Genomic DNA, 25360 nt, shown 5'->3' on the forward strand with positions numbered 1-25360 from the left:
TGAAGCCCACCCTACAAGTGGAAGCGGAGCGCCCCGGGCCACTTCTTTGGTCGATCAACCGTAGGGTGGGCTTCAGCCCACCAATTTCGGATCGAAGCCGGCGTTCGATCGTTCGGGACACTACGCAAGGTGTCCATTCCGGCAGACACCGGCACGGCCGAAAACTCGTGGTGTCTGCAATTCTGGAAAGTGTCCATTTTTCCGGACGGGCTGTTTGCTGTGGCGCGCAAAAAAAAGGCGTTGCGCTTGGCGCGACGCCTGACGGGATGAATCTATCGGGTAAGCGAAGCGATCAGCTGGCGGCTTGCTTGGCCAGGGTGCTTTCCAGGGCGCTGCGGCAGCGTTCCTCGGCTGTGTCCAGCTCAAGCTGCATCTGCTGGATGTCGAGCAGTTGCTGCTCCAGCTGCTGGCGGCGATCGGCGATCATCTGCAGCATGATGTTCAGCTGCTTCTGGTTGCCGGCCTTGGGGTCGTAGAGCTCGATCAGCGTCTTGCATTCCGCCAGCGAGAAGCCGATGCGCTTGCCGCGCAGGATCAGCTTCAGCGCGACGCGATCCTTGCCTGAATAGATGCGTTCCTGACCGCGGCGGGTCGGCGTGAGCATGCCCTGTTCTTCATAGAAACGGATGGCGCGGGTGGTGATGTCCAGCTCGTTGGCCAGGTCGGAAATGCTGTAGGTCTGTTTAGCCATGATTCCTTCCGATCATCCTCTGTCGCGCCCGGTGATCCGGGCGCGTATGTCTGCCCCGCGCCGTGTGATTCGCTCAGGGGCGTTCGACTGCCAAGGCTACTCCCTGACCACCACCGATGCACAGTGTTGCCAGGCCCTTGCGAGCGTCGCGGCGCTGCATCTCGTGCAGCAGGGTCACCAGGATGCGGCAGCCCGAGGCGCCGATCGGGTGACCGAGGGCGATGGCCCCGCCGTTCACGTTGACCTTATCGGCATCCCAGCCCAATTCCTTACCGACCGACAACGCCTGCACGGCGAATGCTTCGTTGGCTTCGATCAGGTCCAGCTCGGCCAGCGTCCAGCCGGCCTTGTCCAGGCAGCGACGGGTAGCCGTGACCGGGCCGATGCCCATGATCGCCGGGTCGACGCCGGCGTTGGCGTAGCCGGCGATCTTGGCCAGCACGGGCAGGCCCAGGGCCTCGGCCTTGCTGGCGCTCATCAGCACCACCGCGGCGGCGCCGTCGTTGAGGGTCGAGGCGTTGCCGGCGGTGACACAGCCGTCCTTCTTGAAGGCTGCACGCAGGCCGCCGAGGGATTCGGCCGTGGTGCCGGCGCGGGGCTGCTCGTCACGGGCGAAGGCGAGCGGGTCGCCCTTGCGCTGGGGAATCATGACCGGGGTGATCTCGGCATCGAAGCGGCCGCTTTCGATGGCCGCCGCGGCACGCTGCTGCGACTGCGCGGCGAAGGCGTCCTGCTGCGCACGGTCGATGCCGTACTTGTCGGCCAGGTTCTCCGCGGTGATGCCCATGTGGTAGTCGTTGAAGGCGTCCCACAGGCCGTCGGTGATCATGCTGTCGACCATCTGCGCGTGGCCCATGCGCAGGCCGGTGCGTGCGCCGGGCAGAACGTAGGGCGCCAGGCTCATGTTCTCCATGCCGCCGGCGATGATCACGTCGGCATCGCCGCAGCGGATCGCCTGCACGGCCAGATGCACGGCCTTGAGGCCCGAGCCGCAGACCTTGTTCAGCGTCATGGACGGTACGGCGTGGGGCAGGCCGGCCTTGATCGAGGCCTGGCGCGCGGTGTTCTGCCCGGCGCCGGCGGTGAGCACATGGCCGAGGATGACTTCATCGACCTGAGTCGGGTCGATGCCGGTCTTTTCCAGCAGGGCGCGGATCACGGTGGCGCCCAGTTCGACTGCCGGCACATTGGCCAGCGAGCCCTGGAAACTGCCGATGGCGGTGCGGGTTGCAGCTACGATGACGACGTCTTGCATGACGGACTCCGAATAAAAAAGCGCTACGCCGGGGCGTAACGCGAGGACCAGGCACACGGCCTGGCTCCGGGAAAGGGTGCCCTCGAACGACAGGGGGCAAGCCGTTGGTCAGCGCGCTGGCAGACCGGTCGATGCCGCAGTATACGGGCGCCTGGGTGACTGGCCAGTGCTGGCGCGCCGCCGGCTCGGGGCGTTCGGGGCAGGCGGGAAGACGCAGCGGGCAAGGGGTGCTCCGGCGTTCTTCCCGCACCCAGGCTTCAGCGCTGGATCGGGCAGCCGGTGGCCTCTTGCAGCTCCTCGAAGCTGACGCCTTCGGCCAGCTCCACCAGCTTCAGGCCCTGCTCGGTGACGTCCAGCACGCCGAGGTCGGTGATGATCCGGTCGACCACGCCGAGGCCGGTGAGCGGCAGGTCGCAGGCCGGCAGGATCTTGTGCGCGCCGCCCTTGGCGGTGTGCTCCATCAGCACCACGACGCGCTTGACGCCGGCCACCAGGTCCATCGCGCCCCCCATGCCCTTGACCATCTTGCCGGGGATCATCCAGTTGGCCAGGTCGCCCTTCTCCGACACCTGCATGGCGCCGAGGATGGCCAGGTTGATGTGACCGCCGCGGATCATGGCGAAGCTCTGCGCGTTGTCGAAAAAGCTCGAGCCGGGCAGGGCGGTGACGGTCTGCTTGCCGGCGTTGATCAGGTCCGGGTCGATCTCTTCCTCGGTCGGGAAGGGGCCGATGCCGAGCAGGCCGTTCTCGCTCTGCAGCCAGACATCCATGCCTTCGGGGATGTAGTTGGCCACCAGGGTTGGCAGGCCGATACCGAGGTTGACGTAGAAGCCGTCCTGCAGCTCCTGGGCGGCGCGTTGCGCCATCTGTTCACGTGTCCAGGCCATGGTCTCAGCTCCTCACCGTGCGTTTTTCGATGCGTTTTTCCGGGTTCGGGTTGTGCACGATGCGATGCACATAGATACCCGGCAGGTGGATCTGGTCGGGGTCCAGCTCGCCGGTTTCGACGATCTCCTCCACCTCGACGACGCAGACCTCGCCGGCCATCGCTGCCAGCGGGTTGAAGTTGCGCGCGGTCTTGCGAAACAGCAGGTTGCCGGCCTTGTCGGCCTTCCATGCCTTGACCAAGGCCAGGTCCGCGGTCAGCGATTCTTCCATCACGTACCACTCGCCGTTGAACTGGCGGGTCTCCTTGCCCTCGGCGACCAGCGTGCCGTAGCCGGTCTTGGTGTAGAACGCCGGTATGCCCGCGCCGCCGGCACGCAGCTTCTCGGCCAGGGTGCCCTGCGGGGTGAACTCCAGGGCCAGTTCGCCGGCCAGATATTGGCGTTCGAACTCCTTGTTCTCGCCCACGTAGGAGGAAACCATCTTGCTGATCTGCCGCGTCTCCAGCAGCAGGCCGAGGCCGAAGCCGTCGACGCCGGCGTTGTTGCTGATGGCAGTCAGGTCTTTCTTGCAGCTGTCGCGCAAGGCGGCGATCAGCTGCTCGGGGATGCCGCACAGGCCGAAGCCGCCGACGGCAATGGTCATGCCGTCCTCGACCAGGCCTTCCAGGGCGTGGGCGGCGCTGGGGTAAATCTTGTTCATGAATTACCTCTACTTGTTGTTCTGTCTGTGCCGGGTGGTCCGATAGATGGCCGCCCAACGAATAGGATTTAGCAAAATCGGTGCCGCTAACCGGCCTGCCTGGCGCGGGCGACCCGCGAACCATTGGCACGCCCCAGCAGCTGGCTGATGCGCTGGCCGGCGCCGATCAACGCATCGAGGTCGATGCCGGTGGCTATGTCCAGCCCGTTGAACATGTACAGCACGTCTTCGCTGGCGACATTGCCGCTGGCGCCTTTGGCGTACGGGCAACCACCGAGGCCGGCGACCGAGCTGTCGAACACCGCGATACCCTCCAGCAGGCTGGCATAGATGTTCGCCAGCGCCTGGCCGTAGGTGTCGTGGAAATGCCCGGCCAACCGTTCGCGCGGCACCTCGCGGGCCACCATGTCGAATAGTGTGCGGGTCTTGCCCGGTGTGCCGGTGCCGATGGTGTCGCCCAGGGAAACCTCGTAGCAGCCCATGGCATACAGCTCGCGGGCCACTTCGGCGACCTTGGCTGGCGAGACCTCACCCTCGTAAGGGCAGCCGAGCACGCAGGAAACGTAGCCACGCACGCGAATGTCGTGCTCGCGGGCAGCCTCCATCAAAGACGCGAAGCGTGCCAGGCTCTCGGCGATGGAGCAGTTGATGTTCTTCTGCGAAAAAGCTTCGGAGGCCGCACCGAACACCGCGACTTCCTTCACGCCGGCCTCGATGGCCGCCTCCAGGCCCTTCATGTTCGGCGTCAGCGCCGCGTAAGTGACCCCGGCCTTGCGCTGGATCTGCGCGAAGACTTCGGCGGAGCCCGCCATCTGCGGCACCCACTTGGGCGAGACGAAGCTGCCGACTTCGATATAGGACAGCCCGGCGGCGCTCAGGTCGTCGACCAGACGCACCTTGTCCGCCACGCTGATCGGCTGCTGCTCGTTCTGCAGGCCGTCGCGCGGGCCGACTTCCACCAGCCGGACCTGTTTGGGCAGGCTCATATGTCCTCCAGAGGGTGAATGCTTAGCGAGCCTTCACCCGTGTCGTTGAATTGTGGCGCTGCTGGTGGGCTAAAGCCCACCCTACAAAATCTGCACGCCTTCACCGTAGGGTGAGCATCAGCCCACCGATGTCGCCGCAGGCTGACCGAAAGTGCTCCGGCACTGCTGGGGGCTAAAGCCCACCCTGCAAACCTGCATGCCATCACCGTAGGGTGGGCTGAAGCCCACCCTACGGATCAAGCCTCTTCCATCTCCAGCAGCACCGCGCCTTCGCTGACCATCTCGCCTTCGCTGCAGAACAGGCTCTTGACTACGCCTGCCTGGGCGCTGCGGATGCTGTGTTCCATCTTCATTGCTTCCAGCACGATCAGCGCGGTGCCGGCCTCGACATGCTGACCGGCCTCCACCAATACACGAACGATGCTGCCGTTCATCGGTGCGGTCAGGCCGCCGTGATGCTGGTGGCTGGCCTCGGCTTCAGCAATGGGGTCGAAGGTGCGCACAGCCAGCCATTCGCCGTTCCACTGCAGGTACAGCGCATCGCCCTGGCGGATCGCCTTGGGCGTGCGGACGTTTGGCTGCGGCGCTGCCGGATCGACCTTCAGCCGGCGGCTTTCGCCATTGCACTGCAGGTGCAGGCTGATCTGCGCCGGCATGCCGAAACGCAACCCGTCGCGTTTGGACCACGGCGAATGGGCATCGTCGCCGCGTACCTTGGTCGGTTCGGTCTGCACGAAGCACTCCGCAGCCTGCTGCCAAAACGCATCGGATAGCTCGCCAGCCGGACGCAGCAATTCGCTTTCGTGACGCGGGATAAAGCCGGTATCCAGCTCGGCCTCGGCGAAGGCGCGGTGGCCGACGACGCGGCGCAGGAACGCGAGGTTGGTGCGCACGCCGCCGACGGCGGTCTCGTCGAGCATGGCCAAGAGGCGCAGGCGTGCTTCCTCGCGGTTCTCGCCCCAGGCGATCAGCTTGCCGAGCATCGGATCGTAGAACGGCGACACGGTATCGCCCTCGGCGACGCCGCTGTCGACGCGACGGCCCGGACCATCCTCGGCTTCACGGTAGAGCTCGAGGGTGCCGGTGGCGGGGAGGAAATCGTTGTCCGGGTCTTCGGCGTACAGCCGTACCTCGATGGCATGGCCGATCAGCGGCACCTGCTCCTGGCTGATCGGCAGCGGCTCGCCGCGGGCGACGCGAATCTGCCAGGCGACCAGATCGAGGCCGGTGATGGCCTCGGTGACCGGGTGCTCGACCTGCAGACGGGTGTTCATTTCCATGAAGAAGAACTCGCCACGGGCATCCAGCAGGAACTCCACGGTGCCGGCGCCGACGTAGCCGATGGCCTTGGCCGCCTTCACTGCGGCTTCGCCCATGGCACGTCGCAGCTCGGGGGACAGGCCAGGGGCAGGGGCCTCTTCAACCACCTTCTGATGGCGGCGCTGGATCGAGCAGTCGCGCTCGTTGAGGTACAGGCAGTTGCCGTGCTGGTCGGCGAAGACCTGGATTTCCACATGGCGCGGCTTGAGCACGTATTTCTCGACCAGCATGCGCGAATCGCCGAACGACGACTGCGCCTCACGCTGGGCGGACGCCAGTGCTTCGGCCAGGTCCGCCTCGCGCTCGACCACCTTCATGCCCTTGCCGCCACCACCGGCGGTGGCCTTGAGCAGCACCGGGTAGCCAATCTTTTCCGCGGCAGCACGGAAGGTTTCCACGTCCTGCGCTTCGCCGTGGTAGCCCGGCACCAGCGGCACGCCGGCTTCTTCCATCAGCGCCTTGGCGGCGGACTTGCTGCCCATGGCGTCGATGGCGGAGGCGGGTGGGCCGAGGAAGATCAGCCCGGCCTGTTCGATGGCGCGGGCGAACTCGGCGTTCTCCGAGAGAAAGCCGTAGCCCGGATGGATCGCCTGGGCGCCGCTGGCCTTGGCCGCCTCGATCAGCTTGTCGATGCGCAGGTAACTGTCGGCCGGCTTGGCGCCGCCCAAGTCGATGCGAATATCGGCTTCGCGGGCATGGCGCGCGCTGGCGTCGATGGCGCTGTGCACCGCAACGGTGGTCAGGCCCATGGCCTTGGCGGTGCGCATCACGCGGCAGGCGATCTCGCCGCGGTTGGCAACCAGGAGGGTCGTTATCATTTTTGTGATTCCTGCGTGGCCTGGAAGACGTTTCCCCTCACCCTAGCCCTCTCCCCGGAGGGGCGAGGGGACGACGGAGTGGGGCGAAGCAATGAAGTGGTTCGGCAATGATTGGCGTGACCGGTTGATGTGCGATCAGCGGCCTGAGCGCGGACGATATGGTTAGGCAGCCGCTCCCAAACCCCACACAACCCAACCCCCTCTCGAGAGGGCTGGGGAGCGGGCCTGGGCGAAGGGGCGTTGCTACGCACGTGCACTCCCGCCCAGCCATCGCACAGACCAACCCCCTCCCCCCAATGGGGTGCGGGCCGGGGCGAGGGGGCGGCGCTACGCACATGCACTAACGCCTCGCCATTGCACAAACCAACTCCCTCTCCCCAATGGGGAGAGGGCTGGGGTGAGGGGGCGATGCCAAGGACCGACACAGCCGCCCGACCACCACACAACGCAACCCTCTCACCGCGCGTACGCGACAACGTATACGAGCGAGCACCCCACAGAAGCCCAGTCATCACGCGCGCTCCTGCCAGACGGGCGTGCGTTTTTCCAGGAAGGCGCTCAGGCCCTCCTGACCTTCCGGGCTGGTGCGCAGGCGCGCAATGGCTTGTTCGGTGGCCTGGCGCAGGTCGGCGCTGAAATCGCCATCGCCCACTTCCAACAACAAGTCCTTGCAGGCCTTGAGCGCTTGCGGGCTGTTCAATAGCAAATTGTCGACCCACTGCTCGAGTGCTGCGTCCAGTTCGCCGGCCGGATAGGTCTCGGCGAGCAGGCCGAGTTCGCGGGCACGCTTACCGTCGAAGCGTTCGGCGGTCAGCGCGTAGCGGCGGGCGGCGCGCTCGCCGATGGCCTTGACCACGAACGGGCTGATCACGGCCGGCGCCAGGCCGATGCGGACTTCCGACAGGCAGAACAGCGCGTCGCTGGCGCCGATGGCCATGTCGCAGCAGGCGATCAGCCCCAGCGCGCCGCCGAACGCCGCACCCTGCACCACGGCCAGGGTCGGCTGCGGCAACAGGTAGAGGCGCTGCATCAGTTCGCCGAGTTCATGGGCGTCAGCCAGGTTCGCCTGGTAGTCGAGCTTGGCCGACTCGCGCATCCAGCCGAGATCCGCACCAGCGGAGAAGTGCTTGCCACGCCCGCGCAGGATCAGGAAGCGGATGCTGGCATCGTCCTGCACCTGGGCCAGGGCCGCATTCAGTTCGCCGATCACCCGGGCGTCAAAGGCGTTGTTCTTGTCCGCGCGGTTGAGCCAGAGGGTGGCGACGCCGCGCGCGTCTTTGTTCAGTTCGATGGTCTGGAAATCGGTCATCTCGGCATCCTCAATGCGACTGCAGTCGCCGGCGCGTTCGGCTGCCGGCGGCACGGATTACATGCGGAACACGCCGAAGCGGGTCGGCTCGATCGGCGCATTCAGCGCGGCGGACAGCGCCAGCCCCAGCACCTCGCGGGTCTGCGCCGGGTCGATCACGCCGTCGTCCCACAGCCGAGCGCTGGAGTAGTACGGATGGCCCTGGCGCTCGTACTGCTCGAGGATCGGCTGCTTGATCGCGGCTACCTCGTCGTCGCCGAGACTCTTGCCGGCGCGCTCGCTCTGTTCCTGCTTGACCTGGGCGAGCACCCCGGCGGCCTGCTCGCCACCCATTACGGCGATGCGCGCGTTGGGCCACATCCACAGGAAGCGCGGGTCGTAGGCGCGGCCGCACATGCCGTAGTTGCCGGCGCCGAAGCTGCCGCCGATGAGCACGGTGAACTTCGGCACCTGGGCACAGGCCACCGCGGTGACCAGCTTAGCGCCGTGCTTGGCGATGCCGCCGGCCTCGTATTTCTGCCCGACCATGAAGCCGGTTATGTTCTGCAGGAACAGCAGCGGGATGCCGCGCTGGCAGGCCAATTCGATGAAGTGCGCGCCTTTCTGCGCCGCCTCGGCGAAGAGGATGCCGTTGTTGGCGAGGATGGCGATCGGGTAGCCGTGCAGATGGGCGAAGCCGCAGACCAGGGTGGTGCCGAACAGCGCCTTGAACTCATCGAACTCGCTGCCGTCTACCAGCCGCGCGATCACCTCGCGTACGTCGTAGGGTTGCTTGGCCTGCGCCGGGATCACGCCGTACAGCTCGTCGGCGGCATACAGCGGCGCGCGCGGTTCGCGGGTTTGCAGCTGGCCGAGCTTGCGCCAGTTGAGGTTGGCCACGCAGCGGCGGGCGATGGAAAGGGCGTGCTCGTCGTTCTCGGCGTAGTGGTCGGCAACGCCACTGGTCTTGCAGTGCACGTCGGCGCCGCCCAGCTCCTCGGCGGTTACCACTTCGCCGGTGGCAGCCTTCACCAGCGGCGGGCCGGCGAGAAAGATGGTCGCCTGGTTGCGCACCATGATGGTCTCGTCGGCCATCGCCGGCACATAGGCGCCGCCGGCGGTGCAGGAGCCCATGACCACGGCGATCTGCGGAATCCCCATTGCGCTCATGTTGGCCTGGTTGAAGAAGATGCGGCCGAAGTGCTCGCGGTCCGGGAACACCTCGTCCTGACGCGGCAGGTTGGCGCCGCCGGAGTCCACCAGATAGATGCAGGGCAGGCGGTTCTCGCGGGCGACGGTCTGCGCGCGCAGGTGCTTCTTCACCGTCAGCGGGTAGTAGGTGCCGCCTTTCACGGTGGCGTCGTTGGCGATGATCATGCACTCGACGCCTTCGACCCGGCCGATGCCGGCCACCAACCCGGCCGCTGGAACCTCTTCGCCGTAAACCTCGTAAGCCGCCAGTTGGCTGATTTCGAGAAACGGCGAGCCAGCGTCGAGCAAGCGGTTGATGCGCTCGCGCACCAAGAGCTTGCCGCGCGAGACGTGGCGTTGCTGGGCGGTGGCACCGCCGCCTTCGCTGACGCGGCCGAGCAGGGCGCGCAGGTTGTTCACCTGTTCGAGCATTGCCGCGCTATTGGCGGCGAACTCCGGCGAACGGGTATTGATCTGGGTGTGCAGGATGGCCATGGTTGGCTCCGTTCAATTCCATCATGGATGGCTCTGTCATCCACCGACTGCAGTGGAAAACGCGTCGCGGTTTTCCACCCTACGAGACTGGGCGTTGTTCCGCCCGCAGCTCACCTGGATTCGTTGAACAGCTCGCGGCCGATCAGCATGCGGCGGATCTCGCTGGTGCCGGCGCCGATCTCGTAGAGCTTGGCGTCGCGCAGCAGGCGGCCGGTGGGGAATTCGTTGATATAGCCGTTGCCGCCGAGGATCTGGATCGCCTGCAGGGCCATCTGTGTGGCGTTTTCGGCGGTATAGAGGATCACCCCGGCGGCGTCCTTGCGGGTGGTCTCGCCGCGGTCGCAGGCCTGGGCGACGGCATACAGATAGGCGCGGCTGGCGTTGAGCTGGGTGTACATGTCCGCCACCTTGCCCTGGATGAACTGGAACTCGCCGATGCTCTGGCCGAACTGCTTGCGGTCGTGGATATAGGGCACCACCACATCGAGGCAGGCCTGCATGATCCCGGTCGGGCCGCCGGCCAGCACCACGCGTTCGTAGTCCAGGCCGCTCATCAGCACCTTGACGCCACCGTTCTCGGCGCCCAGCACGTTCTCTTGCGGCACCTCGACGTCATCGAAGAACAGCTCGCAGGTGTTGGAGCCGCGCATGCCGAGCTTGTCGAACTTGTTGCCGCGGGAGAAGCCCTTCCAGTCGCGCTCGACGATGAATGCGGTGATGCCATGGGCGCCCTTGTCCAGGTCGGTCTTGGCGTAGATCACGTAGGTGTTGGCGTCCGGGCCGTTGGTGATCCAGGTCTTGCTGCCGTTGAGCACGTAGCGGTCGCCGCGCTTTTCGGCGCGCAGCTTCATGGAGACCACGTCGGAGCCGGCATTCGGCTCGCTCATGGCCAGCGCGCCGACGTGTTCGCCGCTGATCAGCTTGGCCAGGTAGCGGGCCTTCTGCTCGGGGTTGCCGTTGCGGTTTATCTGGTTGACGCACAGGTTGGAGTGGGCGCCGTAGGAGAGGGCGACCGAGGCCGAGCCGCGGCTGATTTCTTCCATCGCCACCACGTGGGCCAGGTAGCCGAGGCCGGCGCCGCCGTACTCCTCGGAGACGGTCACGCCGAGCAGGCCCATCTCGCCGAATTTTCTCCACATGTCCGCCGGGAACAGGTTTTCCTGATCGATGGCTTCGGCGCGCGGGGCAATCTCGGCGGCGACGAAGGCCTGGACCTGCTCGCGCAGCATGTCGATGGTTTCACCGAGGGCGAAATTGAGGCTGGAGTAGTTCATAGGGGCCACCTGCTTGTCTTGTAATTGTTCTGTTTTCAGAGGATTCGTTCGTCGGCGGAGTGCAGGCCGGCGCTCTGGTAGCGGTCTGACGTCATCGGTATGGATGATCGTTCGCTGCTTTACGTTAACGTAAAGGTCCGCTGCGGGTCTGTCAACACACCGCCGAGTCGGCATGTCTGCAAGCATAGGCCCGGCAAGGTGCGGCCGTGGGCTGCTGGCGCGCGGAGGTGTTTCGTCGGTGGCGGGGCACTTGGCTGGAGGCTGGCGGGACTAAACAGGCAGTGGCCGCAGCGCCGGCCTGCCACCGACGAGGAAATCCATGCCCCGCATCGGCTTCGCCTGCATGTATCGCCACCCGCAACAGAGCCTCTCGCTGAAGGAGCTGGAGCGCATCGAGCGCACCTTCAATCCGCGCAGCACCACGCTGCGCTGGATGGCTTCGGCGGGACGCGAGGCGGCGGAGGCGAAGCTCGAGGAGATCGTCGAGCACAACCTGAACGCCCAGCGGGTGTTGCTCGAATATGTCGCCACGTTGCCGCCGATGCTGCGCATGTTGCGCCTGTCCAGCGACCTGCTGCCGTTCTACAGCCATGCCGAGATCGCGCCGTTCTACCGTCGCGCCGAGATACGGAACTGCCTCGAGGCTGGCTTCGCCGCGATCGGCGAACTGGCACGGGCCAACGAAATCCGCCTGTCGATGCATCCCGGCCAGTACTGCGTGCTGGGATCGGACAAGCCGCAGGTGGTGGAAAACAGCCTGGCGGAATTCGAATACCACGCCGACATGATCCGCATGATGGGTTACGGCCGGCGCTTCCAGGACTTCAAATGCAACCTGCATATCGCCGGGCGTCTCGGCGCCGAGGGGGTGCGTGCCGTGTGGCCGCGCCTGTCGACCGAGGCGCGCCACTGCATCACCTTCGAGAACGACGAAAAGACCTATGGCCTGGACGACTGTCTGGGTCTCGCGGACCTCGCGCCGGTGGTGCTGGACATCCATCACTGCTGGATTCACGAGGGCCGCTACATCGAGCCGAACGACCCGCGCATCGAGCGCATCCTGGAAAGCTGGCGCGGCGTGCGGCCGACCATGCACTACTCGCAGCCGCCGGAGAGCCTGATGGAGCTGGGCTTCGCCCCGGAGCGGAAGCTGGAAATCCCCGAGTTGCTGGAGCAGGTCAGCAAGCGCGACCTCTATGCGCACAGCAAGCGCATGTGGAACCGCTGGACGAATCGCTATGCGTTTCAGTTTATGGACCGCTTCGACATCATGCTCGAAGCCAAGGACAAGAACCTCGCTGCGCTGGATTTCCTTCACGAGTACCAGCGCGAAAGTACCTGACGGTGCCGTGGCCGGCAGATGCGGTTATAGCCTCGGCTCGTTCTGGTGGGCTGAAGCCCACCCCACAACGGTGCCGTGATGCCCGCCGCACCGTAGCGGTTCGACTGGCTACGATCTCCCAGTAGGGTGGGCTTTAGCCCACCAAGGCGCACCGCAGTTTCCGTGAGAGGAAAGCACATCAGCGAGGCGCGCCACTAAGGCTGCAGCCAGGTTGCACGTCGGCAATGCTGGCCATTTGGCTACGTGCTGTCCCTCGACTTTCGCCTACCCCGCGACATGTTGTCACTTAATTACCTTTACGTTAACGTAATCGTGGCCTAGGGTGACTGTCAGCAGCGCCAGCGCCCTTGCGAGCACGCCTCATAACAAACATAAGACTGAGGAATATCGTCATGAGTCTTCCGAGCTATACCTGCGGACCGCAGAGCAAACCACTGTTGCCCATGACCATCGGCGCGGCGTTCGATCGTACCGTGGAGCGCTTTCCCTAGCGCGAGGCCCTGGTGGTGCGCCATCAGCAACTGCGTTACACCTGGACGGAACTGGCAGAGGCGGTGGACCGTTGCGCGCGTGGCCTGCTGGCCCTCGGACTGCAGGCTGGCGAACGAGTGGGCATCTGGTCGCCGAACAATGCCCAGTGGTGCATCACCCAGTTCGCTACTGCGAAGATCGGTGTGGTGCTGGTCAACATCAATCCCGCCTACCGCCTCAGCGAACTCGAATACGCCTTGAAGCAGTCCGGCTGCCGCTGGCTGATCTGCGCCGATGCCTTCAAGACGTCCGATTACCACGCCATGCTCCACGAGCTGCTGCCGGAGCTGGAAAGCGCCGCCGTCGGGGCCCTGCAGAGCCATATGCTGCCCGAGCTGCGCGGTGTGATCAGCCTGTGCGACAAGCCGGTGGACGGCATGCTGCAGTGGCAGGCGCTGATGGAGATGGCCGAGCAGGTCGGGCCCGAGCAGTTGCGCCAGTGCGGCGAGCGCCTGCAGTTCGACGACCCCATCAACATCCAGTACACCTCCGGCACCACGGGCTTTCCCAAGGGCGCCACGCTCAGCCACTACAACATCCTCAACAACGGCTACATGGTCGGCGAGAGCCTCAGGCTGACCGAGCACGACCGCCTGGTGATCCCGGTGCCGCTGTACCACTGCTTTGGCATGGTCATGGGCAACCTCGGCTGCGTCACCCACGGCACCACGATGATCTACCCGAGCGCTGCCTTCGAGCCGCTGGCCGCATTGCAGGCTGCGGCCGAGGAAAAGGCCACCGGCATGTACGGCGTGCCGACCATGTTCATCGCCATGCTCGACCATCCGGAGCGCCAGTCGCTGGACCTCAGCAGCCTGCGCACCGGCATCATGGCCGGCTCTACCTGCCCGATCGAAGTGATGAAGCGCGTCATCGACGACATGCACCTGGCCGAAATGCAGATCGCCTACGGCATGACCGAAACCAGTCCCGTGTCCACCCAGACCAGTGCCGACGACGACCTGGAACGCCGCGTGACCAGCGTCGGCCGCACCCAGCCGCACCTGGAAAGCAAGATCGTCGACGAGCACGGCGCGGTGGTGCCGCGCGGGCAGATCGGCGAACTGTGCACCCGCGGCTACAGCGTGATGCTCGGTTACTGGAACAACCCGGACGCCACCCGCGATGCCATCGACGGCGCCCGCTGGATGCACACCGGTGACCTCGCGGTAATGGACGATGAGGGTTACATCAAGATCGTCGGCCGCAACAAGGACATGATCATCCGCGGCGGCGAGAACGTGTACCCGCGCGAGATCGAGGAATTTCTCTTCACCCATCCTGCGGTCGCCGACGTGCAGGTGATCGGCGTGCCGGACAGCAAGTTCGGCGAGGAGATCGTCGCCTGGGTCAAGCTGCACCCCGGCCATCAGGTCGAGGCCGAGGCGCTGCGCGAGTTCTGCAAGGGCCGCATTGCCCACTTCAAGACGCCGCGGCACATCCGGTTCGTCGACGACTTCCCGATGACCATCAGCGGCAAGGTGCAGAAGTTCCGCATGCGCGAGATCAGCGTGGTCGAGCTGGGCATCAGCGAACAGCACTGACCGGCACCGGCCGGGTTCGCCCGGCCGGCCATTCGCTCATCCGAAATGGAGCTTTCCATGGCGCTGCCTACTACTCAGTCGATCAGCCGTTTCCCGCTGCCCGACAGCCTCGACGCACTGCCCGCCGACCTGCGCGAACGGATTCTCGCCGTGCAGGAAAAGGCCGGTTTCATCCCCAACGTGTTTCTCATGCTGGCTCATCGGCCGGCGGAGTTTCGCGCCTTCTTCGCCTATCACGATGCGCTGATGGAGCGCGAAGCCGACAGCCTGACCCAGGCCGAGAAGGAGATGATCGTGGTGGCGGTCAGCGCCGACCACGGCTGCCTGTATTGCGTGGTCGCCCATGGCGCGATTTTGCGCATCCTCGCCAAGGACGCGCAGCTGGCCGACCAGATCGCTGTCAACTACCGCACCGCGCCGATCTCCGAACGCCAGCGCACGATGCTCGATTTCGCCCTGCACCTTGCGGCAGGGCGCGGCGTGCTGGACGACGCCTGGCAAGCGCGGCTGGAAGCTCAGGGTTTCAGCCTCGACGACATCTGGGACATCGGCGCCATCGCCGGGCTGTTCGGCCTCTCCAACCGGCTGGTGTCCATGGCGCGCACCCCGCCCAACGACGAGTTCTACCTGCTGGGCCGCGTGCCCAGAAGCACCGCGCGCTGAGCGCGACACCGCATTACCGCATGAAGTGGTAATCCGAGCCCGGGCAGTTGGCAGTCGGGCTCAACAGCTGCATCAACGATCACAACAACAAGAGAGAAAGCTATGCAACTGAAACCAGCAAGCCGGACCTTCCTGCTTTCCAGCCTGGCTGCAGCCATTCTGGGCATGTCCAACACGGCTTCGGCCGCCTTCATCGAAGACAGCAAGGCCGCTGTCGAACTGCGCAACTTCTACATGAACCGCGACTTCCGTTCGGGGGACGGCCAGTCCAAGGCCGAGGAGTGGGCCCAGGGCTTCATCCTGAAAATGGAATCCGGCTACACCGAAGGACCGGTCGGCTTCGGCCTGGATGCCATCGGCCTGCTCGGCGTCAAGCTCGACTCCGGCTCCGGCCGTGGCGGCACCGGCCTCCTGCCACGCTCGGCTTCCGGTGAACCGGCGGATGACTACGGCACGGCAGGCCTGACGGCGAAGGCCAAGCTGTCCGCCACCACGCTGCACGTGGGCACGCTGCAACCGGTTATCCCGGTGCTGATGCGCAACGACAGCCGCCTGTTGCCGAACATCTATCGCGGCGCCTGGCTGCAGAGCAAGACGTCGCAGGCCTCACGCTGGATCTCGGCATGCTGGATCGCACGAGCTACCGCGACTCTTCCAACTACGAAGAGATGACGGTGTTCAATGGCGGGCTGCGCAACATTACCTTTGGCAGCAATACGACGAGCGACGAGTTCCGCTTCGCCGGCGGGCGCTACGACTGGTCGCCACAATTGGCCACCAGCTACTACTACGGTGGGCTGGACGGCATCTACGACCAGCACAACCTCAGCCTGGTCCATGTGCTGCCGATCGGCGAGTCGCAGAGCTTCAAGACCGACCTGCGCTATGTGCGCTCCACCGACGATGGCGGCAGCAATGTCGACAACGACGCCTTCGGCGCGCTGTTCACCTACAAGCATGGCGGTCACGCCTTCACCGGCGGTTACCAGCACATGAGCGGCGATACCGGTTTCGCCTACGTCGCCGGTGGCGATAACGCGTTGATCAACCTGCTGCAGATCAACGATTTCGGTAACCAGGACGAACGCTCCTGGCAGGTCCGCTACGACTACGACTTCGCCGCCATGGGCATTCCCGGGCTGAGCCTGATGACCCGCTACGTCTCCGGTGACAACGTCGACCGTGGCGCCGGCGCCAGCGAAGGCAAGACCTGGGAGCGCAACACCGACATCGCCTACGTCATCCAGAGCGGCCCACTGAAGAACCTCGGCTTCAAGCTGCGCAACGCCACCACGCGAAGCAACTTCCAGAGCGACCTGGACGAGAATCGCTTTATCGTCAGCTACAGCCTGCCGTTGTGGTAACCGCGAAACCGCTGTGAACCTCCTCGTTGGAAATTTCCGGGCCGCATAGGCCCGGCTTTTTCTGCGTCGGCCGGGCCTTCTTTCGGCGCTCGCGGTTTGCATCGCCGATGCAAACCAACTACCTCAATGGCGCGAAAAATACTGGCCTTTTGCCTTTCATTTGCCCGCTTTACCGCTCAATCACCCGTTTGAAAAAGCCACTTGCCGTATACGGAAACTGGTTGTTATCGTTTACGTAAAGGTCATGCAGCGACCTGCGCCATAACCAACAACAACAAACAAGGTTAGAGGGCACCCAAAGGAACCAGAGTTCGTGCTGGAAACGCGCGGCCTGACCAAGGAATTCCGCGGCTTCACCGCAGTGGATTCCGTCGATCTGAAGGTCCGTCAGGGTCACATCCATGCGCTTATCGGCCCCAACGGCGCCGGCAAGACCACCGTATTCAATCTGCTCACCAAATTCCTCACGCCCACCCGTGGCGAAATCCTCTATCGCGGCAAGAACATCACCTCGATGAAGGCCAACGAGATCGCCCGGCTCGGCCTGGTGCGCTCGTTCCAGATTTCCGCAGTATTTGGCCACATGAGCGTGCTGGAAAACGTGCGTGTAGCGCTGCAGCAGAAGATGGGCAACTCCTTCCATTTCTGGAAATCCGAACGCAGCCTGCGCGAGCTGGACGACCAGGTGATGCAGCTGCTCGCTGAAGTCGACCTGCAATCCTTCGCCCAGACCCTGGCAGTCGAGCTGCCCTACGGCCGCAAGCGCGCGCTGGAGCTGGCCACCACCCTGGCGCTCGACCCCTTCGTGCTGCTGCTCGACGAACCGACCCAGGGCATGGGCAGCGAAGACGTCGACATGGTCGTCGAGCTGGTGCGCAAGGCCGCGGCCAACCGTACGGTGCTGATGGTCGAGCACAACCTCAGCGTGGTCAGCCGCCTGTGCGATCGCATCACTGTGCTGGCGCGTGGTTCGGTACTCGCCGAGGGCGACTACGAAAGCGTTTCGGCCAACCCGCAGGTGCGCGAGGCCTACCTCGGCAGCGAAGCCGCGACACTCGAGGAGGCGCACGCATGAATCCACCCATGGACCGCGATCAGCTGCGCGTCAGTGATCTGCATGCCTTTTACGGCGAATCGCACATTCTGCACGGTGTCGATCTGGTGGTCGGCCGCGGCGAGCTGGTGACGCTGCTAGGGCGCAACGGCGCCGGGCGAACCACCACGCTGCGGGCGATCATGAACATGGTCGGGCGCCGCACCGGCTCCATCGTGGTCAACGGCAACGAAACCATCGGCATGCCGGCCCACCAGATTCCGCGGCTGGGCGTCGGCTACTGCCCGGAAGAGCGCGGCATCTTCGCCAGCCTGAGCGTCGAGGAAAACCTGCTGCTGCCGCCCACGGTACGCAGCGGCGGCATGAGCCTGGACGAGCTCTACGAAATGTTCCCCAACCTCTACGAGCGCCGCTTCAGCCAGGGTACGCGGCTGTCCGGCGGCGAGCAGCAGATGCTGGCCATGGCGCGCATTCTGCGCACCGGCGCCAACCTGCTGCTGCTCGACGAGATCACCGAAGGCCTGGCGCCGGTCATCGTGCAGAAGCTCGGCGAGGTGCTGATCAAGCTCAAACAGCGCGGCCTGACCATCGTCCTGGTGGAGCAGAACTTCCGCTTCGCCGCGCCATTGGCCGACCGCCATTACGTCATGGAACACGGCCGCATCATCGAAGAGATCGAGGCGGCCGACCTGGATTCGAAGAAGGATTTCCTCAATTCCTGTCTCGGGGTGTAAGCCCCGGACGACTCAGGAAGCAGCAACCGGCCGCAGTGGATGCCGGCCCGAACCACAACAAAAACAATCGAGAGTGGTGAATACATGAGCTTTTTCCGCAAGAGCGCGAGCGCCATCCTGGCTTCTTCCCTGATCGCTTCGGCCGCCCAGGCCGAGATCAGCAATGACGAAATCCGCATCGGCTACCTGGCCGATATGTCCGGCACCTATCGCGACCTCTCCGGCCCGGGCGGCCTGGAAGCGTTGAAGATGGCGGTGGAGGATTTCGGCGGCAAGGTCGACGGCAAGAAGATCGTTGTCTTCCATGCCGACGACCTGAACAAACCCGACGTCGGCGCCAATACCGTGCGCCAGTGGATCGACGAGCGCAACGTCGACATGGTGACCGGCATGGTCGCCAGCTCCGTGGTGCTTGCTGCGAGCAAGGTGGTGGAGCAGGGCGGCAAGCTGGCGCTGATCTCCGGCGCGGCGGCATCGAGCATCACCAACGAGTTTTGCTCACCGAACCATATCCACTGGACCTACGACACCTACGCGTTGGCCAATGGCACGGCCAAGGCCGTACTCGCCGATGGCGGCAAGAGCTGGTTCATCCTCACCGCCGACTATGCCTTCGGCCATGCCATGGAAACCGACATCACCAAGGTGGTGGAAGGCGAAGGTGGCAGTGTCGTCGGCAAGGTTCGCCATCCGTTCCCGAGCAACGATTTCTCCTCCTACATGCTGCAGGCCCAGGGCTCCGGAGCCGAGGTGATCGCCCTGGCCAACGCCGGTGCCGATACGGTCAACTCGCTGAAGACCGCCAGCGAATTCGGCGTCACCCAGTCCGGGCAGAAGCTCGCCGGCATGGTGGTGTTCCTCAACGACATCCACGCCATGGGCCTGGACGTGACCCAGGGCCTGATGCTGACCACCGGCTGGTACTGGGACATGAACGATGACACCCGCGCCTGGGCCAAGCGCTACTACGAGCGCACCAAGCGCATGCCGGGCATGGTGCACGCCGGCATCTATTCGGCCACAACGCATTATCTGAACGCTGTAAAGGCCGCCGGCACCGACGAAACCGTCGCGGTGCGTGCACAGATGGCCAAGACCCCGGTCAACGACATGTTCGCCAAGGACGGCCGTATCCGTGAGGACGGCCGCATGGTGCATGACATGTATCTGGTGCAGGTCAAGACACCGGCCGAATCCAGCGGCGAGTGGGACCTGTACAAGATCGTCAGCACCATTCCGGGAGAGCAGGCCTACCGGCCGATCGCCGAGACCCAGTGCACCAAGCTGGTCGCCAAGGACTGACCGGCTGATCCGCGCCATCACCCGGTCGGCAACGGCCGGGTGCCACGGACTTCCTTTGGGTGGTGAACCATGACTCTCCTATTCGGCGTACCCCTGAGCGTACTGCTCGGGCAGCTGCTGCTCGGCCTGATCAACGGGGCGTTCTACGCACTGCTGAGCCTGGGCCTGGCGATCATCTTCGGCCTGCTGCGCATCATCAACTTCGCCCATGGTGCGCAGTACATGCTGGGCGCCTTCGTGGCCTTCCTCGGGCTGAACTACCTGGGTGTGAGCTACTGGTTCGCGCTGGTGCTGGCGCCGTTGGTGGTGGGTTGCCTGGGCATGGCCATCGAGCGCGGGCTGCTGCGGCGCATTGCCGGTGAGGATCACCTTTACGGATTGCTGTTGACCTTCGGCCTGGCGCTGATCGTCGAGGGCAGCTTCGTCAAGCTGTTCGGCGTGTCCGGCTCGTCCTATCCAATGCCGGAGTTGCTGCGTGGCGGCTTCAATCTCGGCTTCATGTTCCTGCCGACCTACCGCGCCTGGGTGATCGTCGCCGCGCTGGTGGTGTGCCTGGCGACCTGGTACGTGATCGAACGCACCCGCCTGGGTTCCTACCTGCGCGCCGGCACCGAGAACCCGAAACTGATGCAAGGCTTCGGCATCAACGTACCGCTGCTGGTGACCCTGACCTACGGCTACGGTGTGGCGCTGGCGGCCTTCGCCGGCGTGCTGGCTGCGCCGATCTACGCGGTGACGCCGGGCATGGGCTCGAACCTGCTGATCGTGGTGTTCGCTGTGGTGGTGATCGGCGGCATGGGCTCGATCCTCGGCGCCATCATCACCGGCATCGCCATGGGTCTGATCGAGGGGCTGACCAAGGTGTTCTATCCGGAAGCGGCCAACACCGTGGTGTTCCTGGTCATGGTGGCGGTGTTGCTGATTCGTCCTGCGGGACTCTTTGGTAAGGAGGCATGAGCATGACGAATCCGGCAAACGTGCAGGCCGCATCGCTGCGGCAGGCCAGTGTGGTACGCGAGCGCAGGCACGCGGCCGCACGGCGGCAGAAGATTTTCTATGCGGTGTTGCTGGTGATCGCGTTGTTGGCGCCGCTGGCGGTGTATCCGGTGTTCCTGATGAAGCTGCTGTGCTTCGCCCTGTTCGCCTGCGCCTTCAACCTGCTGCTCGGCTACGCGGGGCTGCTGTCCTTTGGCCATGCGGCGTTCTTCGCCACCGGCGGCTACATCACCGGCTACATGCTGAGCAGCTACAGTGGGCTCAGTACCGAGCTGGGGATACTCGCCGGCACCCTGGCCTCGACGGTGCTCGGTGCGCTGTTCGGCATGCTGGCGATCCGCAGGCAGGGCATCTACTTCGCGATGATTACCCTGGCGCTGGCGCAGCTGGTGTTCTTCGTCTTCGTTCAGGCGCCATTCACCGGCGGTGAAAACGGGTTGCAGGGCGTGCCGCGCGGGCATCTGTTCGGCCTGGTCGACATGAAGAACAACATGGCCATGTACTACTTCGTGCTGGCGGTGTTCGTCATTGGCTTCGCCATCATCCAGCGCACCATCCACTCGCCGTACGGCCAGGTGCTCAAGGCCATCCGCGAGAACGAGCCGCGGGCGGTGTCGCTCGGCTACAACGTCGATCGGCACAAGCTGCTGGCGTTCGTCATCTCCGCGGCGCTTGCCGGCCTGGCTGGCGCGACCAAGACCGTGGTGTTTCAGCTGGCCTCGCTGACCGACGCGCACTGGCACATGTCCGGCGAGGTCATCCTGATGACCCTGCTCGGCGGCGTCGGCACCATCCTCGGGCCGCTGGTCGGCGCCACCGTGGTGGTGACGCTACAAAGCTCGCTGTCCAATGGCCCGCTGGGCGAGTGGGTGCATGTGATCCTCGGGGTGATCTTCGTGCTCTGCGTGCTGCTGTTCCGCTCCGGCATCGTCGGCTGGCTGGAACGGCTGGTGAAACGCAACTTCAAGTAGCGATCCGATGCGGGACCGTCCAGATTGCGCCGGACGGTCCCGCCATCGGCGAACCCGCTGCAGGGATACGTGCCTAACGTCCCAGGCCCCTTTCAGAGGACAGAGCCATGCCTGGCACCGAACCCCAAATGCAGCCGCAACCCACCTGGCCCTGGCGAGCCGACGAATCGCCCCTCAACGATCTCGACGACGCCGAGAGCGATACCGAGTTCGAAGGCCCGGACGAGCTGCCGGAAGAAGTGCTCGAACAACTCGAGAAGGTCGCTCCGCCACCGGATCCGATGCCCGACCCGGGTCCGCTTTAACGGATTGCACTCCCTTCGATAGAAACTAAAAGGCCCCGACGAGTCGGGGCCTTTTGCCGAGTACCTGAAGGACTCAGACGTTAAAGCGGAAGTGCATGACGTCACCGTCCTTGACGATGTATTCCTTGCCTTCCAGGCGCCACTTGCCGGCTTCCTTGGCGCCGGCTTCGCCCTTGTACTGGATGAAGTCGTCATAGGCGATGACTTCAGCGCGGATGAAGCCTTTCTCGAAATCGGTGTGGATCACCGCGGCCGCCTGCGGAGCGGTCGCACCGATTCTGACGGTCCAGGCGCGGACTTCCTTCACGCCGGCGGTGAAGTAGGTCTGCAGGTTGAGCAGCTCGTAACCGGCGCGGATCACACGGTTCAGACCTGGTTCTTCCATACCCATGGTTTCGAGGAACATCTGCATCTCTTCCAGATCGTCCAGCTCGGCGATCTCGGCCTCGATCTTGTTGCACACCGGCACGACGATGGCGCCTTCTTCCTCGGCGATGGCGTTGACTACGTCCAGGAGCGGGTTGTTCTCGAAGCCATCCTCGGCGACGTTGGCGATGTACATCACCGGCTTGGTGGTCAGCAGGTGGAAGGTCTTGGCCAGGCGCTTTTCCTCGTCACTGAAGCTCTTCAGCAGGCTGCGTGCCGGCTTGCCTTCGGTGAGGTGCGGGATCAGCTTCTCCAGCAGCCCCTTCTGTGCGACTGCTTCCTTGTCGCCGCCCTTGGCGGTACGAGCGACGCGCTGCAGCTGCTTCTCGCAGCTGTCGAGGTCGGCCATGATCAGTTCGAGGTCGATGATCTCGATGTCACGCTTGGGGTCCACGCTGTTGGCGACGTGGATGACGTTCTCGTCTTCGAAGCAGCGCACCACATGGGCGATGGCGTCGGTTTCGCGGATGTTGGCGAGGAATTTGTTGCCCAGGCCTTCGCCCTTCGAAGCGCCGGCGACCAGGCCGGCGATGTCGACGAACTCCATGGTGGTCGGGATCACCCGCTCCGGCTTGACGATCGCCGCCAGCGCGTCGAGGCGCGGGTCGGGCATCGGCACGATGCCGCTGTTCGGCTCGATGGTGCAGAAGGGAAAGTTCTCAGCCGCGATGCCGGATTTGGTCAGGGCGTTGAACAGGGTGGACTTGCCGACGTTGGGCAGACCGACGATGCCGCAGTTGAATCCCATGGTGATCTTGCCTCGGAGTTAGGTTCAGGCCTTCTGGCTGTGCAGGCGCTGCATCGCGCGGGTCCAGTCGCCGGCCAGGATTTCTGGCACGACATCCAGCGCAAAGTCGATGCTGGCGTCGAGCTTTTCGCGCTCGGTCTGCGGTGCGCGGCCCAGTACGTAGCCACTGACCAGGCTGGCGTGGCCAGGATGGCCGATACCCAGGCGCAGGCGATGAAAGCCGTTCTGATTGCCGAGCTTGGCGATGATGTCACGCAGCCCGTTGTGCCCGCCATGACCGCCACCCTGCTTGAGCTTGGCGACGCCCGGGGGCATATCGAGCTCATCATGGGCGACCAGGATGGACTCGGGGGGAATTCTGAAAAAGCCGGCCAATGCCGCCACCGCCTGACCGCTGCGGTTCATGTAGGTAGTGGGGATAAGCAGGCGGATGTCTTCACCCTGATGGCTGAATTTGCCGACCAGGCCAAAGTACTTGCGATCGTTGCTGAGCGAGACGCCTTCACGGGCAGCCAGACGCTCAACGAAAAGAGCCCCCGCGTTGTGCCGGGTCTGGTCGTATTCAGGGCCTGGGTTTCCCAGGCCGACGATCAGTTTTACGGCAGTCACGACGGGGGCCTCTTCTTCGACTATGCGAGTGGATTACTCGGCAGCGTCTTCTTCTTTCGGAGCGTCTTCCTTGTTCACGCGCGGAGCGTGAACGTTGGCTACTGGCAGGTCGCTGCCGTGGGCCAGGGCGACCAGCTCAACGCCTTTCGGCAGCTTGATGTCGGTCATGTGCAGAACCTGGCCGACTTCGACGTTGATCATGTCGACTTCGATGAATTCCGGCAGGTCTTGCGGCAGGCAGGAAACTTCGACTTCGTTCAGGTTGTGCAGGATTTCGCCGCCTTGCTTCTTCACGCCCACGGAGGTTTCCTGGTTGATGAAGTGCAGGGGAACGGTTGCGGTCAGCTTGTGGCCGGCAACGACGCGAACGAAGTCAGCGTGCAGGACAAAGCTCTTGGCCGGATGGCGCTGCAGTGCCTTGATCAGAACGGATTCGTTCTGGCCGTCGACGTTCAGGTTCAGCACGTGGCTGAAGGAGGCTTCGTTTTCCAGCAGCTTGGCGAAGTCCTTGGCCAGGATGCTGATGGACTGCGGGGCTTTGTCGCCACCGTAGATGACGGCCGGAACCAGGGCGGCGTTACGACGCAGGCGGCGGCTCGCACCTTTCCCCAGGTCGGAACGCACTTGGGCATTCAGAGTGAAATCGTTCATGGTGATTCTCCAGTAGCAACATTACCTGTCGCGCTTGCGACCAGCGCTCGGGCTGTTGGGCAAAAAGCCCCGCACGAGGCGGGGCACATTACGTTCAGTGCGATTCGCGAAGCTTTTCGCTTAGCGGAACATCGCGCTGATCGATTCGGCATTGCTGATGCGGCGAACCGCTTCAGCCACCACTGGCGCGATGTCCAGTTGGCGAATTCGGGTGCAGGACTGTGCGGCAGCCGACAGCGGGATGGTGTTGGTCACCACCAGTTCGTCAAGCACGGAGCCTTCGATGTTCTCGATGGCGCGGCCGGACAGGATCGGGTGCGTGCAGTAGGCGTAGACCTTGGCGGCGCCATGATCCTTCAGCGCCTTGGCTGCGTGACACAGGGTGCCGGCGGTATCGACCATGTCGTCGACGAGGATGCAGGTACGGCCATCGATGTCACCGATGATGTGCATCACTTCCGACTGGTTGGCCTTTGGTCGACGCTTGTCGATGATCGCCAGGTCGACGCCAAGGGACTTGGCTACGGCACGGGCGCGAACTACGCCGCCGATATCGGGGGAGACGATCATCAGGTTGTCGAAGCGCTGAGCCTGGATGTCGTCGACCAGTACCGGCGAGCCGTAGATGTTGTCCACCGGCATGTCGAAGAAACCCTGGATCTGGTCGGCGTGCAGGTCGACGGTCAGAACACGGTTGACGCCCACGACGTCGAGCATGTCGGCCACGACCTTGGCGCTGATCGGCACACGAGCAGAGCGCGGGCGACGATCCTGGCGGGCATAACCGAAGTAGGGGATCACAGCGGTGATTCGCGACGCCGAGGAGCGGCGGAAGGCGTCAGCCAGCACCACCAGTTCCATCAGGTTGTCGTTGGTCGGGGCGCAGGTCGGTTGAATCAGAAAGACGTCCTTACCACGAACGTTCTCGTTGATCTCGACACTGATTTCGCCGTCGGAGAATTTTCCGACGTAGGCATCACCGAGGGGGATATGCAGCTGACGTACGACACGCCGGGCCAGGTCGGGGTTGGCGTTCCCCGTGAAGACCATCATCTTGGACACGCGCAGTACCTGCCTGAGGGTGGGTCCGATGAATAAAAAGCTGTTCAAAAGGCAAGCTCTTGAACAGCTTCAAGTGTATGGCAGGGGCGGCTGGATTCGAACCAACGCATGCCAGGATCAAAACCTGGTGCCTTACCGCTTGGCGACGCCCCT

At 64.2% G+C, this 25360-nt stretch carries 21 protein-coding genes, 1 tRNA gene and 2 pseudogenes; 10 read left to right on the plus strand and 14 right to left on the minus strand.

All coding sequences use genetic code 11. The annotated features are described in order from the left end of the window. Positions 1–292: 292 nt before the first annotated feature. The 9 genes from AAEZ08_RS20840 to AAEZ08_RS20880 form a co-directional block, all read right to left on the minus strand. Positions 293–691 carry a MerR family transcriptional regulator gene (locus AAEZ08_RS20840; RefSeq protein ID WP_103458122.1) on the minus strand — a complete coding sequence of 133 codons (399 nt, stop codon included), beginning with the start codon at positions 689–691 and terminating at the stop codon, positions 293–295. Between the two features lie 73 nt (positions 692–764). Next, positions 765–1946 carry an acetyl-CoA C-acetyltransferase gene (locus AAEZ08_RS20845; protein ID WP_500125067.1) on the minus strand — a complete coding sequence of 394 codons (1182 nt, stop codon included), beginning with the start codon at positions 1944–1946 and terminating at the stop codon, positions 765–767. A gap of 257 nt (positions 1947–2203) precedes the next feature. After that, positions 2204–2833, minus strand: a complete 630-nt coding sequence (locus AAEZ08_RS20850) for a CoA transferase subunit B (RefSeq protein WP_049339925.1) — start codon at positions 2831–2833, stop codon at positions 2204–2206. A 4-nt stretch (positions 2834–2837) separates the two neighbouring features. After that, a complete protein-coding gene (locus AAEZ08_RS20855) occupies positions 2838–3533 on the minus strand; it encodes a CoA transferase subunit A (protein WP_500125068.1) in 696 nt (231 codons plus the stop codon). A gap of 86 nt (positions 3534–3619) precedes the next feature. Further along, a complete protein-coding gene (locus AAEZ08_RS20860; RefSeq protein WP_500125069.1) occupies positions 3620–4519 on the minus strand; it encodes a hydroxymethylglutaryl-CoA lyase in 900 nt (299 codons plus the stop codon). Between the two features lie 236 nt (positions 4520–4755). Then, positions 4756–6657, minus strand: a complete 1902-nt coding sequence (locus AAEZ08_RS20865) for an acetyl/propionyl/methylcrotonyl-CoA carboxylase subunit alpha (RefSeq protein WP_500125070.1) — start codon at positions 6655–6657, stop codon at positions 4756–4758. 511 nt (positions 6658–7168) lie between these two features. Further along, on the minus strand, positions 7169–7966 hold the full coding sequence (locus tag AAEZ08_RS20870) for a gamma-carboxygeranoyl-CoA hydratase (protein WP_500125071.1): 798 nt from the start codon (positions 7964–7966) through the stop codon (positions 7169–7171). Positions 7967–8023: 57 nt separating this feature from the next. Continuing rightward, positions 8024–9631: a carboxyltransferase domain-containing protein gene (locus AAEZ08_RS20875; protein ID WP_500125072.1), complete on the minus strand. Its 1608-nt coding sequence runs from the start codon at positions 9629–9631 to the stop codon at positions 8024–8026. A 110-nt stretch (positions 9632–9741) separates the two neighbouring features. After that, entirely contained in the window at positions 9742–10905 is a 1164-nt protein-coding gene (locus tag AAEZ08_RS20880) for an isovaleryl-CoA dehydrogenase (protein ID WP_044314764.1), read from the minus strand. Positions 10906–11224: 319 nt separating this feature from the next. Here AAEZ08_RS20880 and AAEZ08_RS20885 point away from each other — a divergent pair, with 319 nt between their 5' ends. The 10 genes and pseudogenes from AAEZ08_RS20885 (at position 11225) to AAEZ08_RS20930 (ending at position 21711) form a co-directional block, all read left to right on the plus strand. Next, a complete protein-coding gene (locus tag AAEZ08_RS20885; RefSeq protein WP_500125073.1) occupies positions 11225–12247 on the plus strand; it encodes an apurinic/apyrimidinic endonuclease family protein in 1023 nt (340 codons plus the stop codon). 392 nt (positions 12248–12639) lie between these two features. Continuing rightward, a pseudogene (locus AAEZ08_RS20890) lies at positions 12640–14322 on the plus strand (AMP-binding protein). A 57-nt stretch (positions 14323–14379) separates the two neighbouring features. Further along, positions 14380–14985 carry a peroxidase-related enzyme gene (locus AAEZ08_RS20895; protein ID WP_125862794.1) on the plus strand — a complete coding sequence of 202 codons (606 nt, stop codon included), beginning with the start codon at positions 14380–14382 and terminating at the stop codon, positions 14983–14985. A gap of 102 nt (positions 14986–15087) precedes the next feature. Beyond that, positions 15088–16349, plus strand: a pseudogene (locus tag AAEZ08_RS20900) (OprD family porin). A 313-nt stretch (positions 16350–16662) separates the two neighbouring features. Next, positions 16663–17424, plus strand: coding sequence for an ABC transporter ATP-binding protein (locus AAEZ08_RS20905; protein ID WP_014597518.1), 762 nt, complete (start codon positions 16663–16665; stop codon positions 17422–17424). Next, complete coding sequence (locus tag AAEZ08_RS20910; protein WP_174214551.1) at positions 17421–18137, plus strand: ABC transporter ATP-binding protein; 717 nt, start codon at positions 17421–17423, stop codon at positions 18135–18137. The genes AAEZ08_RS20905 and AAEZ08_RS20910 overlap by 4 nt, the downstream gene beginning before the upstream one ends. A gap of 84 nt (positions 18138–18221) precedes the next feature. Beyond that, on the plus strand, positions 18222–19439 hold the full coding sequence (locus tag AAEZ08_RS20915) for an ABC transporter substrate-binding protein (RefSeq protein ID WP_312916971.1): 1218 nt from the start codon (positions 18222–18224) through the stop codon (positions 19437–19439). 69 nt (positions 19440–19508) lie between these two features. Next, complete coding sequence (locus tag AAEZ08_RS20920) at positions 19509–20396, plus strand: branched-chain amino acid ABC transporter permease (protein WP_044316223.1); 888 nt, start codon at positions 19509–19511, stop codon at positions 20394–20396. A 2-nt stretch (positions 20397–20398) separates the two neighbouring features. Next, positions 20399–21406 carry a branched-chain amino acid ABC transporter permease gene (locus AAEZ08_RS20925; RefSeq protein ID WP_038662708.1) on the plus strand — a complete coding sequence of 336 codons (1008 nt, stop codon included), beginning with the start codon at positions 20399–20401 and terminating at the stop codon, positions 21404–21406. A 107-nt stretch (positions 21407–21513) separates the two neighbouring features. Beyond that, entirely contained in the window at positions 21514–21711 is a 198-nt protein-coding gene (locus AAEZ08_RS20930) for a hypothetical protein (RefSeq protein WP_014819329.1), read from the plus strand. A 73-nt stretch (positions 21712–21784) separates the two neighbouring features. Here the strand turns inward: AAEZ08_RS20930 and ychF are convergent, their stop codons facing one another. From ychF to AAEZ08_RS20955, 5 genes are all read right to left on the minus strand, one after another. Beyond that, positions 21785–22885, minus strand: coding sequence for a redox-regulated ATPase YchF (gene ychF, locus AAEZ08_RS20935; RefSeq protein ID WP_023446969.1), 1101 nt, complete (start codon positions 22883–22885; stop codon positions 21785–21787). 24 nt (positions 22886–22909) lie between these two features. After that, on the minus strand, positions 22910–23494 hold the full coding sequence (gene pth, locus AAEZ08_RS20940; RefSeq protein WP_014819341.1) for an aminoacyl-tRNA hydrolase: 585 nt from the start codon (positions 23492–23494) through the stop codon (positions 22910–22912). A 33-nt stretch (positions 23495–23527) separates the two neighbouring features. Further along, positions 23528–24145: a 50S ribosomal protein L25/general stress protein Ctc gene (locus AAEZ08_RS20945; RefSeq protein WP_041016211.1), complete on the minus strand. Its 618-nt coding sequence runs from the start codon at positions 24143–24145 to the stop codon at positions 23528–23530. A gap of 120 nt (positions 24146–24265) precedes the next feature. Beyond that, entirely contained in the window at positions 24266–25207 is a 942-nt protein-coding gene (locus AAEZ08_RS20950; protein WP_003284802.1) for a ribose-phosphate pyrophosphokinase, read from the minus strand. A gap of 78 nt (positions 25208–25285) precedes the next feature. Next, positions 25286–25360 (minus strand) — tRNA-Gln (locus AAEZ08_RS20955).

This window comes from Pseudomonas sp. E45-MNA-CIBAN-0222, assembly GCF_040310405.1.
Classification (GTDB): Bacteria; Pseudomonadota; Gammaproteobacteria; order Pseudomonadales; family Pseudomonadaceae; genus Stutzerimonas; species Stutzerimonas stutzeri_AC.